General features: G+C 58.0%; 12 protein-coding genes. 5 read left to right on the top strand and 7 right to left on the bottom strand.

The window, feature by feature from the left end:
* Positions 1-50: 50 nt before the first annotated feature.
* Entirely contained in the window at positions 51-458 is a 408-nt protein-coding gene (locus EDB95_RS21320; RefSeq protein ID WP_133996978.1) for a DoxX family protein, read from the top strand.
* 6 nt (positions 459-464) lie between these two features.
* Positions 465-875, top strand: coding sequence for an acyl-CoA thioesterase (locus EDB95_RS21315; RefSeq protein WP_133996975.1), 411 nt, complete (start codon positions 465-467; stop codon positions 873-875).
* Here EDB95_RS21315 and dacB read toward each other — a convergent pair.
* Complete coding sequence (gene dacB / locus EDB95_RS21310; protein WP_133996972.1) at positions 868-2,463, bottom strand: D-alanyl-D-alanine carboxypeptidase/D-alanyl-D-alanine endopeptidase; 1,596 nt, start codon at positions 2,461-2,463, stop codon at positions 868-870. The two genes, EDB95_RS21315 and dacB, sit on opposite strands and share 8 nt — an antisense overlap.
* 39 nt (positions 2,464-2,502) lie before the next feature.
* On the opposite strand from dacB, the gene EDB95_RS21305 reads away from it, so the two are divergent.
* The 3 genes from EDB95_RS21305 (at position 2,503) to EDB95_RS21295 (ending at position 6,028) form a co-directional block, all read left to right on the top strand.
* On the top strand, positions 2,503-3,735 hold the full coding sequence (locus tag EDB95_RS21305; protein ID WP_133996969.1) for a CinA family nicotinamide mononucleotide deamidase-related protein: 1,233 nt from the start codon (positions 2,503-2,505) through the stop codon (positions 3,733-3,735).
* 27 nt (positions 3,736-3,762) lie between these two features.
* Positions 3,763-5,202, top strand: coding sequence for a dihydrolipoamide acetyltransferase family protein (locus EDB95_RS21300; protein ID WP_133996966.1), 1,440 nt, complete (start codon positions 3,763-3,765; stop codon positions 5,200-5,202).
* A 109-nt stretch (positions 5,203-5,311) separates the two neighbouring features.
* Positions 5,312-6,028 carry a hypothetical protein gene (locus tag EDB95_RS21295; RefSeq protein ID WP_133996963.1) on the top strand — a complete coding sequence of 239 codons (717 nt, stop codon included), beginning with the start codon at positions 5,312-5,314 and terminating at the stop codon, positions 6,026-6,028.
* 28 nt (positions 6,029-6,056) lie between these two features.
* On the opposite strand, the gene EDB95_RS21290 is transcribed toward EDB95_RS21295, so the two are convergent.
* From EDB95_RS21290 to EDB95_RS21265, 6 genes are all read right to left on the bottom strand, one after another.
* Positions 6,057-8,891, bottom strand: a complete 2,835-nt coding sequence (locus tag EDB95_RS21290) for a S9 family peptidase (RefSeq protein WP_133996960.1) — start codon at positions 8,889-8,891, stop codon at positions 6,057-6,059.
* A 58-nt stretch (positions 8,892-8,949) separates the two neighbouring features.
* The gene (locus EDB95_RS21285; protein ID WP_133996957.1) at positions 8,950-9,312 is read right to left on the bottom strand and encodes a DinB family protein; all 363 of its coding nucleotides are present in this window, start codon (positions 9,310-9,312) and stop codon (positions 8,950-8,952) included.
* Between the two features lie 64 nt (positions 9,313-9,376).
* A complete protein-coding gene (locus EDB95_RS21280; RefSeq protein ID WP_133996954.1) occupies positions 9,377-10,270 on the bottom strand; it encodes a DMT family transporter in 894 nt (297 codons plus the stop codon).
* Positions 10,271-10,280: 10 nt separating this feature from the next.
* Positions 10,281-11,084 (bottom strand): polyprenol monophosphomannose synthase, encoded by an 804-nt coding sequence (locus tag EDB95_RS21275; protein ID WP_394346388.1) that lies wholly within the window; start codon positions 11,082-11,084, stop codon positions 10,281-10,283.
* 13 nt (positions 11,085-11,097) lie between these two features.
* A complete protein-coding gene (locus tag EDB95_RS21270; RefSeq protein WP_133996952.1) occupies positions 11,098-11,868 on the bottom strand; it encodes a 3'-5' exonuclease in 771 nt (256 codons plus the stop codon).
* Positions 11,865-13,229: a UDP-N-acetylmuramate--L-alanine ligase gene (locus EDB95_RS21265; RefSeq protein WP_133996949.1), complete on the bottom strand. Its 1,365-nt coding sequence runs from the start codon at positions 13,227-13,229 to the stop codon at positions 11,865-11,867. Before EDB95_RS21265 ends, EDB95_RS21270 begins: the two co-directional genes overlap by 4 nt.
* Between the last annotated feature and the right edge of the window lie 414 nt (positions 13,230-13,643).

Below are 13,643 nucleotides of genomic sequence, written 5' to 3'. Positions count from 1 at the left end.
ATGTAAAGATACAAAAACCGTACCTTCGCCCCTACCCTATAGCAGTATATATGAGCAAATTAACATCCACCAACTACTCTGAAGGCGCATTCAATTTCGCCACGCTTATCCTGCGGCTTGCTTTTGGCTTCATCATCCTTTGGCACCATGGCGTTGAAAAGCTGATGAACTTCTCCACCCTGCAATATACGTTTCCCGACCCGCTTCATATCGGGCACCGTATTTCGCTCGTGCTCGTGCTTTTTGCCGAGGTGCTGTGCGGCGCCCTGGTCATCATCGGTTTTGTGACCCGGATCGCACTCATACCCCTTATCATCACGCTCGGGGTTGCCCTGGCCATCGTACACCGCCACCAGGGACTGATGAGCACGGAGCTGGCGTGGCTGTACCTGACGGCGTTCCTGGCCCTGCTCTTTGTCGGGCCCGGGCGGATCAGCGTGGACGGGATGCTGAACTAATTCGAAATGTTTATAGCAACGACGCAGGTCCGCGTCCGCTACGGCGAGACCGACCAGATGGATGTGGTCTATCATGGCAACTACGTAGAATACTTTGAGGTGGGCCGTGTAGAAGCCATCCGCACCTTGGGCATCACCTACAAGGAAATGGAAGCATCGGGCGTCATCATGCCCGTCATCGAATGGACCGCGCGTTTCCTGCGCCCCGCGAAATACGACGACCTGCTCACTATCCGAACGACCCTCCGGGAACTCCCGGAGGGCCACCGGATCACCTTTCACCAGGAAGTCCTCAGCGAAGCGGGGAAGCTCCTGACGTCCGGGAAAGTCTTGTTGTACTTTATGACTGCGGGGGACATGCAACGGACGGATATGCCGGCGGCGCTTCGGGAGAAGCTGGTGCCGTTTTTCACTTGAGTTCATCTAAGATTTTCCACATCTTGTGCTGGATCTCGGTCCCATTCCCGTCATAGTTGTTGATGATAAAAGCAAAAGTATATTTCCTTCCATCCTTCCCCCCCACATACCCCGCGTAGGCACGAGCCCCACCGATGGACCCGCTTTTCATCGTCATCCCGTCGATCACCGGCAAAGCATCATAAAACGCGCGGAACCACGGCCGCTTCCGGGCATACTCCAGGACCTGTACCAGGCCAAACGCCGTCACCCGGTTCTGGGGGGATAACCCGCTCCCATCCTGGATGTGAAACGCCGTCCGTTCCACACCTCTTTTAATCCAGAAGTCCCGGATGACCGACACGCCGGTGTCGGTAGCCGCCGTCCCCGTCTTCTGAAGGGCCAGCGTCCTGGCCAGCGCTTCGCCGTAGAGGTTGATGCTTTTTTTCAGGAACCAATAGACAAGGCTGTCCAGGGAAGGCGAAGGAAGGCTGCCCATGACCGTGGCAAAAACCGGGAAGGCCCGGTGAGCCCTTGTATAGTCGAGACTGTTCTGCACACTCCCGTCGAGTGCAATATTCCAGGTTTTCAAATTTTCGGCCAGCGCATTGATGAAAAGCCGGCCCGGATCCGGGATAGACCCGGCAATCGTTATGTTCTTTCCGTCTGCCGGGATGCTGCCGTTTACATAACCCAGTTTTGTGAGGGGTGCCCAGTAAATATTGCTTTGATCACCGCTGCCCTTCGGGCCGGTCGTCAGCTCATTGAGGAGGGTATCCCCCTCCAGGGCCGGTCTTTGCGCAACGATCCGGACACTGTCCCCCACCCTGTCCCCGGGTTCGAGGTCCAGGTCGTACTGGTTTTCGTGCCAGTTCAACCCCTGGGCGCCGGCCCCGTAATAGTTGCCTAAGTCTTCCCACACCCACCCGCGGGGTACGGGCTGCAGGGGAAAAGTATGGTCGTCCAGGAGCAGGTTGCCCTCGATTCGCGTGATCCCCGACGCCTGGAGGATGCTGTGGATCGCCTCCATGACTTCTTCCGGGCGCGACCCTGCATACCTCCAGCTCCCCAGGCTCGGGTCTCCGCTGGCGATGATGTACAGGTTGCCCCTGAGCACACCGTTTTGTATCGACCCATCATAACCGATGCGTGTCTGGTATTGGAAATCCTCCCCCAGAAGCTCCAGGGAAGCGGTGGAAACGATCACTTTCTGGCAGCTCGCGGGGGCGAGACCGGTCTGGCTGTTTTCGTCCCAGATCGCCTTACCCGTTGCAGAATCTTTTATGTAAAAGCCATAGATGGCGTGGGTCATTTGGGGGTCGGCGCGCAGGGCCTTGAGGGCTTGCGCGAGGCGGGCGCCAAGCGGCGAGGGCTTCGCCGGGGCTTGCGCGGGCTTTGCCGTGGCGCCGCCGGCCGTGGGCGCGGTTTTCGCGGCGGCCGCTGCCGGGGCGGTTTTCGTAGCTGCCGGGGTCGCGGCTCCCGTGGTCGCGGTTTTCGTCGCGGCTTTCGCCCCGCGCGTGGCCGCGGGGGTGCCCGCCGGGGGCGTCGTCTGCCCCGCTGCGCGGGCACTGATAACGGTAACGCTTATCCAAAAAAGAAGAGTACGCATCATTTCGATATACCTTTGGGCCCTAAAGTAGGTTTTTCCATGGAAAAAGTGCTGGCCAGCATCATAACGATAGGAGACGAACTGCTGATTGGGCAGACGGTCGATACCAACAGCGCGTGGATCGCGCAACGGCTCAATGCGATGGGTATATGGGTACACCGGAGGGTCGCGGTGGGGGACCAGCGCGACGCCATCTGGAAGGCCCTTGATGACGAGTGCGCCCTTTCTTCCATCGTCCTGGTGACGGGCGGGTTGGGGCCCACCGCGGACGACATCACCAAACCCTTGCTGGCAGAGTATTTCGGGGGGAAGCTCGTCGTCGACGAGCGGGTCCTCGCGCACGTGCAATACCTGTTCGAAAAAGTGTTCCGCCGCCCGGGTCCTATGCTCGAACGGAACCTCAAACAAGCCGAAGTACCGGACGTTTGCACGGTTCTTTTTAACCGCATCGGCACGGCGCCGGGCATGTGGTTCGAGCGGAACGGCACGGTCGTCGTTTCGATGCCGGGGGTACCCGCAGAGATGAAAGGGTTGATGACCGACGAGGTGCTGCCGCGCTTGCAACAACATTTTAAAACGCCCATCATCGCCCACCGGACGGTCTTCACGATCGGCATGGGCGAGTCTATGATCGCCGAACGGCTAACGGGGTTCGAAGCCGGGCTGCCGGACACCGTCAAGCTGGCGTATCTCCCCCATTTCGGCACCGTCCGCCTCCGGCTGACGGCCACCGGGGAAGGCCAGGACATCGACGGGCTTTTCGCCACCCTTTGCGCCCTTGTCAAAGACATCACGGTGGTCGCCGAAGACATCAGCCTGGAAGCCTATATCGGGCGCCTTCTCCTCGAAAAAGGCAAAACCCTGGCGACAGCGGAGTCTTGCACCGGTGGGATGCTGGCGGAAATGTTGACCAGCATACCGGGCTCGTCCCGGTATTTCCTGGGGAGCGTCGTCTCTTATTCGACTTCTGTAAAGGAAACGCTGCTGGGTGTGGATGCGTCCGGAGGCGTTTACAACGAGGCCACGGTCACCCAAATGGTGAAGGGGGTGCTGGAACAAATCCCGGCGGACTACGCCATCGCTACATCCGGGATCGTCGGCCCTGACGGCGGTTCCGAAGAGACGCCGGTGGGCACCGTGTGGGTGGCGGTCGGGACCAAAACGCGCATCAGTGCCAAGGTATTCCATTTCCGGTGGGACCGGGGTATCAATACGCAACTGGCCGCGATGAATGCACTCAACAACTTACGGTTGTTTGTGCTGGAAAACTAGTACTTTTGAGCGAAACTCCTTTGCTATATGGCTATTGTTGACCTGGTTATGCCGAAGATGGGCGAAAGCATCATGGAAGCCACGATCCTCCGCTGGAACAAGAAACCCGGGGAACCCGTGAAACAGGAAGAAACCGTCCTTGAGATTGCCACCGACAAAGTGGATAGTGAAGTCCCCTCCACCGCCGAAGGCGTATTGGAGGAAGTGCTGTTCCAGGAAAACGACGTAGTCCCGGTGGGGACGGTGATCGCTCGCATCCGTACGGAGGTGGGCAGCGATGCCGTACCGGCACCCATGCCCGCACCGGCTCCTGCCGCAGTTGTTTCCGCCGCTGCCTCCGAGCCGGACGACGTCGAGGAGCTCATGAAGGCCGTCCCTTACCAGCCACAGCCCGTCACGGTAAACGGCGCCGCTTCTTCCGGCGGGGCCCGCTTTTACTCTCCGCTCGTCCTCAACATCGCTTCCAGCGAAGGCATCACCTTGTCGGAACTGGAACATATCCCCGGGTCGGGGAATGAAGGCAGGGTCACCAAAAAGGACATCCTCACGTATATAGAACATAGACACGCCGGTGGTGTAAAGGCGGCGCCGGGTGAGGCGTCCCGGCTCGCCCAAAGTGTGCCGGCCGGTTCAGCTCCGGCCGCAGATCGGCCTTATGCGGCGCCGGCAACCACACCGGCAACCGCACCCGCGTCTGCGTCCGCCGCAACACCCGCCGAACCGGCGGTTGCCGTCAACCCCGCCGCTTATTCCGGCCAGCACGTAGAAATCGTCGAGATGGACAGGATGCGCAAGCTCATCGCCAAGCACATGGTGGATAGCAAGCACACCAGCGCTCACGTCACCAGCTTCGCCGAAGCAGATGTGACCAACATGGTCCTTTGGCGGGAACGTATCAAAAAGAGCTTTGAGCAAAGGGAAGGGGAAAAGATCACCTTTACCCCCCTCTTCATAGAGATCATCGTCCGTTGCCTGAAACGATATCCCTGGCTCAACAGCAGCATCGACGGAGACAAGATTATCATCAAGAAGGACATCAACATCGGCATGGCTACCGCCCTGCCCACCGGCAACCTCATCGTCCCCGTCATCAGAAACGCCGACCAGCTCAACCTCGTCGGGCTGACCAAACAGGTCAACGGTCTGGCCGCCGCCGCCCGGACGGGCAAGCTCAAACCCGAAGACACCCAGGGCGGTACTTTTACCCTGACCAACGTCGGTACCTTCGGAAGCATCATGGGGACCCCTATCATCAATCAACCCCAGGTCGCCATACTGGCCGTAGGCGCCATCAAGAAACGCCCCGTCGTCGTGGAGACGAAGGAAGGAGACAGCATTGCCATCCGGCACATGATGTACCTGTCGCTCTCCTATGATCACCGGGTGATCGACGGTGCCCTCGGATCTACCTTCCTGAGCGCGGTGGCAAAGGAACTGGAACACTTCGATCCGCACCTGACCGTATAAGTTAAACGTCCGTTATAGTCGATAAAATTTGCCTGGAATTTCGTAAATTCCATAAGGAACGCTTAAGGAAAAGGGGCGCGCCCGCGGCGCCGCAACACAATTATCGACTATGAAGACGTTAAGTGAGACCTGGTTCGCCGAAGGGTACATTGATTTCGAGCTGAAAAAGTACACGTTGCTGGCTTATCTCCAGGAGGTGAACCGCTGCTTCGACGAGAATAAGCTGTATCCGCAGCTGTCCGATATTATTTTCCATTACAACAACCTCTGCGCCTTCCGGGAAAACAAACAGATCCTGCAAAAGTTTTTCCCAAAACGGCTGTCGAAGATCGACCTCGAACGACTCCAGCTCCTCTACGAGCGAATGGTGGAAGACGAGGATATCATGCTCCAGTTGGAGGAAATCATCCAATTTGCGATCGGCCGCCTGACACCGACGATCCGGAACGGAACCGATCTTTATGAATTTGTCGAGGAACGCCTGTCCATCACACCCGTGGGGCTCATCCCGTTGGACGTTCAGGAAGGCTATATGTTCCTCAGCAACGGATCCACGCGCCAGACCCGGGTGTACCAGTATCGCCTGTCCATCTTCGAGAAACACGACGAGAAATACCGCGCCATCAAAACCGAATACATCGAAACCCGGCGCCGGAGCATCGTGTATACCTACGAACAAATAAAGGCGGAATTGCTTCGCTCCCGGGCGACCCTGCCTAACCCGGCGGTCTACAGCGTGGAAACGGAGCTCACCTACCCGCTGGAGGAAACGCTGTTACCCATCGCCAAACGGAGGTTGGTGCGGTATCTGACCACAGCGGCGTAGGGCGGCAGTGCCGCGCTCTGGCGAGCGCCTATTCCCCATCGGCCTCCAGCCCCCACGTCCGCCCCTTGGCGGTGGCGGGCACCCCCTCGGTAAGCCAGCGCGCCGGACGCGCGCCCTTCAGTTGCCAGTCGAAAAACTGCTGTTCCCGGATCTGTATGTCCTTACGGTTGCGGCGTTCCATGAGGTTATGCGCCTCGCCGTTGTACGTCAGCATCCACACTTGTTTGCCCAGGCGTTTCATGTCGGTGAACATTTCTATGCCCTGGTACCAGGGGACAGCGCCGTCTGCGTCGTTGGCCATAATGACCAACGGCGTGGTGACCTGGGGTAGGTGGAAAAGGGGGGAATTCTCGATGTACAGGTCGGGGCGCTGCCAGGGTGTGGCGCCGATACGGCTTTGGGTGTGCTCATACTGGAACTGCCGGTTCATCCCCGACTCCCAGCGGATGCCCCCGTAGGCGCTGAACATATTGACGACGGGCGCGCCGGCCCAGGCTGCCTTGAACAGGTGGGTGGCGGTGATGAGGTAGGCGACCTGGTAACCGCCCCAGCTTTGCCCCTGGATGCCGAGACGGGTGGCGTCGACATAGGTGTTTTTGCAAAGGGTCTTGACCCCGCTGACGACATAGTCATAGGCGCTTTTGCCCGGGTGGCCGATGGTATACCGTATGTCCGGGGTGAATACGAGGTAGCCCCTGCTTACAAAAAACGGGATGTTGAGCGCACTGGGCGTGGGCGAAGGCGGCAAATAATGGTACAGGTCGTCCGAAAGGCGCTCGTAGAAATAAGTGATCATGGGATACTTCCGGTGCGGATCGAAGTCTTCGGGGACATACAGGATGCCGTCCGTCTTTTTCCCCTGAAATGTCGTCCAGTGTACCAACCGCGCGTGCCCCCAGTTGTACCGGGCCTGTTGGGGGTTGATCGCACTGATACAAACGGCGGACGAGAGGCCGCCGCCGGAAGACGGCTCGCCGCCCACCCAAAGGTCGGCAGGCATTTCAAAGGTTTCACGGGTGAACAAAAAACGGTCCGCACCCTTTGCGCGGATCAGTCGCCGGAATGTATAAGGACCATACAGCGGGCGACCGCCATTCAGCAGCGCAAAGCCCGAGTATTTGGTACTGTCATTAAACACGTCCAGCCATATAGGTTTCCGAGTGTCGATCGCGCGTTCCTCCTTGTCCAGGAGAACGTACCGGTATTGATCCCTGTTCCGGCGGCCGGACGTCAGCCTTTCGGGTTTACCAGCGCCCTGTGGATCCAGCGCCCAGATGTCGTACCGGTCATACACCCACACCGCACTGTCCCCCTTTGTCCAACCCGCTATGCCATAGGAGTCGGGCTCATTAGGTTGGTCGTTTTGCTCGTCCGCCAGGAGGGGGCGCACCCCCACAGAGATTTTCCGAACACCCCCTTTCGGGGTATAGGTCGAATATTGCCGCTCCTTCATGTCATACCAGGCAATGTAGTGTCCCAGGGGAGAGATCGTGGGCGTACCGTCCACGTCCTTCCGGACCAGTGTGACCGTACCCGTGACCGGATCCACCGCAAATACGTCTTTGTGCGTCCGGCCTTCCCATTGCAGCGGGATGCGCTTTCCAAAGTCCGTTATTCCCAGGTATAGCGGGCCGTCCCCTTCGTCCGAAGGCACCACCGTGGGCATCTTTATATCCGCCAGTTGCGTAAAGGTCTTGCGTTCCAGGTCATATACCGAAAGATAGCTTCGTTTGAGCTCCTTGTCCCTGTCCTTTAGCTGCATCGGCTGGAGGTAATCGTCTTTATAGTTCCAGATGTCGAGGTGGGCTATTTCCGTTTCCGCCTGGGTTGTATCCTTTGGGGGCGCCACCGGCGCTGTACCCAGCAACAACCGTCGTCCGCTCCGGCTGAACACTACGTCTCCGTTTTCACTAACGGTCCAGCCCACCTTCATCCCCCCGGTCGTCCTGGAGACCAACAATTGCGCGCTATCCGTCCCCGGTGTGTAGTAGTACAAATGAAAAAAATGCAACAGCGCTGCTGTGGAATCCTGGTCCGCCAAAAAGGCAACCTGTCTGCCCGTATCGTCTATGGCGATCTTCCGGTAGTCGTAACCGCTGTGCAGGATCGTATCCGTCTCTTCGTCGTGCCAGACGCAAAACCCGCGGGTGACGATCGAATCCTTGGGCCGTCCGATGAGGCCAAAGGCCAGGAGGTTGCCGCGCCTGGCGAGCTGGTACTCTCCTACTCCCTGCCAATGCTCTTCGTGCCCGGTATTGAGGTCGCGGAAGACGAGGTCGGCGCCTTCCGGTTTTTTGGGCGCGGGGGCGTCGTCGCCGTCGGCCGCGTCCCCCCGCGAGAAGTAAAGGTCCGCCGCCGAAAGCGGCCGCTTTGGTTTCGGTCCGCCGGCAGGCTCCGCCTCGTAGGCGACGCAGTCGCCTTCTTTATCCGGGAGCTGGAAGCTCTTGACGCGGGGGGCGCGCAAGATTGTTTTACGCTCCAGGTTGAGGATGCCGAGGGAATCCTTTGGACCGTCCTCGGGTTTTTTCTTTTTGATCCGGGCCTGGCGGATGTCGGTGTATAACGGTTTGATGCGGAAAACGAGGAACCGGCTGTCGGCGGTAAAGGCGGCCATATAGCCCCGTGGGATCGGGAGGCGATAGGATGTGTCGGGGTTGGTGACGTACAGGGTCCCGTCTCCCTCCTGTATGTCCACGGTATAAGCGATCCATTGACCGTCGGGGCTGATCAGGCGTTCGCCGATCGATTCCCAGGTGTCGTAGACGCTGTGGTCGAGCGGCTTTTTGGACTGGGCGGTGGCCGCAGACTGGGCGATCGCGGCGGTTGCGTTGAGGGTGAAAATGCAAAATAGGAGGCGTCTCATGTCCGATGGTGGCTTTGACCCTGAATTTAATAAAAACCCCGTTACCGGGTCATGATCGTCAGGTATTGTACCCAGGGCCGATCTTCCTTGACCGGAGCCAGGCGATGTTGCCGGTCCTGCGTTTTTTGAACTCCTCCAGCAAGGCGGCGACGGGTTGCTCTTTCATGACGTCCAAATTCCTGAACCGGTCAAATGGAACAAATCGCTTGTCTTCCTTGTCTGAAAGGATGATGTCAATCCTTGGAATCCAGTTCACGGCTTCGCACTCGATAAGATGGCAAAGGACGTCATGGGGGCTCCAGGAGTCGCCGCCTTCGTTATTCATCAGCCATGCGGGGGCCAGGCCCTCCAGCAAATTATCGAGCACGTCGGGGGTGCGTTCCAGCAGGGCGAGGGTGTCGTTCAGGTCAAATGGGATCATTCGCCGAAGGTAGGAAATGTCCGCGAGCGGCGGCGGCCACGGCCGCGCCCGCGGCGACGCGGAACTAGGACGCGATGCCCGCAGGGGTACGACGTCCGGCGCGTAGCAACCGCAACATCTGTAGCGTCACGGAAAGGATAATCAACCCAAAGCCGATATAAAACCCGCCACCGAGGTAGCGGTTCTCATGGTATACGAGGAACGCCAGGATGATGCCGTAAACGGGTTCGAGGTTATACGTAAGGGTGAGGGTGAACGGGGTGATCTTGCGAAGGGCGTGCAGGGAAAGGGTAAACGCCAGGACGGTGCAAAGCCAGCTGAGCAGGAGAAGCCAGCCGAAGTTGGCCCAGCCGGGGAAGAAAGAGGGCTCGGGGAAAAAATGCAGGTAAACCGGCAACGCCAGGGACCAGAAAAGAAAACCACCGGTCAGCTCATACAGGGTGACGTTATCGGAGGTGTGGTCGGTGACGAGGCGTTTGTTGGCGAGCGTAAAAAGACAGCTCAGGAGGGCGGCGATCACCCCCAGGATGATACCGGTCTTGAAATGCGGGTCAAACTGGAAGATGCAATAGATCCCGCTCATGCACAGAAGCCCGAGTGCGATCTCCTGGAAGGAGACGCGGCGCCGGAAAAAAAGGGGTTCGAGCAGGGAGGTGAACAACCCGGAAGAGCTCAGGCAGACGAGGGCAATGGAGGCGTTGGCGTATTTGATACTTCCGTAAAAGAAAACCCAGTGGAGGACGACGAGACAGCCAACCCCAAAGGCACGGAACAGGGGTACGAGACCGAAGCGTTCGACGCGGCGTTGGTATAGGAGGAGTGCCCAAAGGGAGACGACGGTGAGCGCCATGCGCCACCAGACGAGCAGTCCCTCGTTGAGGGTGATGAGGCGACCGAGGACGGCGGTGAAGCCCCAGAGGAAGACGGCGATGTGCAGTTGGATCAGTGCGCGCTTCATACGCGACCCTTTAGGAACCAGCGGTCGAAAACGAATGAATCGTCTCAGCGTTGTTCTTGACGCGAATACGATAGTTCTTGAAGAGGCTTTGCCACTGTATCTTCATGACCCCGAGGATGCCCTCCTTGACGATGTTGCGGTTCATTTTGGACGTGCCGAAACGACGGTCGGTGAAGGTGATGGGCACTTCGACAATCTTGAAGCCGAGCTTCCAGGCGGCAAATTTCATTTCGATCTGGAAGGCATAGCCTACGAAGTTGATCTCGTCGAAATTGATGGTGGCCAGGACTTCCCTGCGGTAGCAAACAAAACCTGCGGTGGAGTCGTTGACGGGCATCCAGGTCACGAGACGGGTATAGATAGAGGCTCCTTTGGAAAGGAAACGGCGGTCGAAGGGCCAGTTCTCCACATTTCCCCCCCGGACATAGCGGGAGCCTACGGCTACATCGCCCTTGCCCTTGGTGCAGGCATCGTACAATCGGGGGAGGTCTGCGGGATTGTGGGAAAAGTCTGCGTCCATTTCGAAGATGAAACGATACCCCCGTTCCAGCGCCCAACGGAAACCGAAGATGTAGGCGGTTCCAAGGCCGAGCTTCCCTTTGCGTTGTTCCAGGTGGAGCAGACCCGGGTATTGGGGTTGCATTTCCTGGACGATGGCAGCAGTACCGTCGGGGGACCCGTCGTCGATGATGAGCACGTGGAAATCCTGATTCAAATCCATAACCGCCCTGATAATCGCCGAAATGTTCTCGCGCTCGTTGTACGTGGGTATAATGACTAACTTTTCCAACAGGTTGTGTTTAAAGGAATTCACGAATATAGTAAGATTATCCCTTTTTTAGCAAAGTACGGTTTAGGATCTCCGTGAGCTTCTGCTTGGTGTGCAGGGGGAAATCCCCCTTCATCATCCAATCATAGTATTGGGGCTCGGCCTTGAGCACCTCCGACACCGGCCGGCCTTTGTGTTTCCCGAAGTTAAAGACCTCCACACCGTTCTCGAAAACCATCCGGCGGGCGAAGTCGACAAACCGGTCTTCACCTATGTGTTTGAGGAGGGACTCCACGGTTTGCCCCAACTGGGGGTAACGCACCACCTGCGCCTCCAGGACTTCCAGGGTGGCGGCGGCGTCCGCCTCGGCGCTATGGGCGTCCTCCAGGATCTTGTCGCAATAGAACTTATACGCAGCCCCCAGGGTTCGCTGCTCCATCATGTGGAACACTTTCTGGACGTCCACCAGGCGCATATGTTGCATGTCAAATTCCATGCCCGCCCTCAGGAATTCCTCCATCAGCAGCGGAATATCGAAACGGTTGGAGTTATAACCGGCCAGGTCGCTTTGACCGATAAACTGTTTGATCTCGTTGGCCACCTGTTTAAACGTCGGTGCGTCTTTGACCATCTCGTCGGTAATGCCATGAATCGCCGTTGTAGCGGGCGGAATGGGCATCTGGGGGTTGATCAGTTTGCGCTTTGTCTGGCGGCTGCCATCCGGGTTTAGCTTGATGATGGCGATCTCCACAATGCGGTCTTGGGATAATTGGGTGCCCGTTGTTTCAAGGTCTATAAAAACGAGCGGCCGCGTTAATTGTAAGTTCATGTAGTCGAATGTTGAAACCGGGCTGCAAAAGTAGACAAATTTAAGCCATCAAAAGTACCGGAGCTCATCAGGACGAGGTTGGCATCCTGGTAATCCCTGGCGTTGAGCCAGGCCAGCAGTGCTTCCGGCGTATCGAGAACGGCCAGACCGGGCTTCCCAAAGGCCGCCGCCACTTCCGCCGGATCCAGGGGGGGCAGCCGTTTGAGCGCCAGCGCGTGCTGGCTGTAAAAAACGGCGGCTTCGTCGGCCGGGTCGAGGGCACCTGCATATTGGGGCAGAAAGGCGGCCTGGAGGCTGCTGTAGGTATGGAGCTCCAGGACGGCAATGAGCTTCCGCCCGGGGAACTGGTCCCTGACCGCCTGGATGGTAGCTTTGACTTTCGAGGGGGCATGGGCGAAATCCCGGTAGGCGGCAGACCGGGGGCCTCCATAGAGCCACTCCAGGCGTTTGGAAGCGCCCTTGAAAGTCGACAAGGCCCGGACGAAGTCGGCTGCTTCGATGCCGAGGGCTTTACAGACGTACCAGGCGGCGTGTGCGTTGAGCAGGTTGTGGTTCCCGAACACGGACATGGGCGCGGTATGGCCTTCGAGTGTCAGATAGGTCCTGCCGTCCCTGACCTCGTGTGCAGGCACTCCGTAGGGCTGGAGACGGATATTCCCCTGGTGCTCCCGGACGAGTTTGTCCAGGACGGGGTCGGTTTCATTATAAATCAGCAATCCCCCCGGCTGGATTTTGTCCAGGAAAATCCGGAACTGTTCCAGGTATCCTTCGAAGGTGGGGAAAACATTGATATGATCCCACGCAATCCCGGTCAGGATGGCGATTTGGGGGAAAAGGAAGTGGAATTTGGGGCGTTTTTCCAAGGCCGAGGCCGGGTACTCGTCTCCTTCGCAGATGATCAGCGGCGCCCGGGTAATCCTGACGGAGCGGTCAAAACCCTCCAGGCGGGCGCCCACCATATAGTCGAAGTCCTTGCCCAGGGTCTTCAGCACGTGCATGATCATGGACGTGGTCGTCGTCTTTCCGTGGCTACCGCCCACCACTACGCGGGTTTTGTCCCGGCTTTCCTGGAAAATGTATTCGGGAAAGGAATAGATCGGGAGTCCCAGCTCGCGGGCGCGGATCAGCTCGGGGTTGTCTTCCCTGGCGTGCATCCCCAGGATCACCGCGTCCAGGTCCGGTCTGATCTTCTCCGGGAACCAGCCAAAGGCCGGGGGAAGAAGCCCCAACGCCCGCAGGTTGCCGGAGGCCGGCTCAAATATCTCGTCGTCGCTTCCGGTCACCCGGTATCCCTTTTCATGCAGGGCGATGGCCAGTTGGTGCATCACGCTACCCCCGACCGCTATAAAATGAACGTTCATCTATTCCGTGAATTCAAGTAACTTTAGCAAAGTAACCCGTTTTTAGTATATGAAACACCGACACATCATCCTGGCCGTCTTATTGGCGCTTATGGCCTGTGCTTGGGGGAGCTGTAGCTCCAGCAACCGCATGGGGTGTCCCGCTAACAGGCCATACAAGTATCATTATTAATGGCTTAGAAAAAACCGGGGGCAAAGACTACCTACGTATATATTTTTGTGTATATCTTTGACCCATCGGACCCCAGCGGTCCCGGCAAATTTCGCCGCTTTCACGGAAAACCACTTCCCATATCCCCCTAGTCTTGTTAACATTGTGCTCCGGTTCACCTGAAACCATGTTAACCGGATCTTCTCCGTCCAACGCATCCTTTTGAATTGCTCAACGTGTTCCACGGGAACACATCCGTTTGT

The organism is Dinghuibacter silviterrae, assembly GCF_004366355.1.
GTDB lineage: Bacteria > Bacteroidota > Bacteroidia > Chitinophagales > Chitinophagaceae > Dinghuibacter > Dinghuibacter silviterrae.
This window is presented reverse-complemented; position numbering and strand designations above follow the sequence as displayed.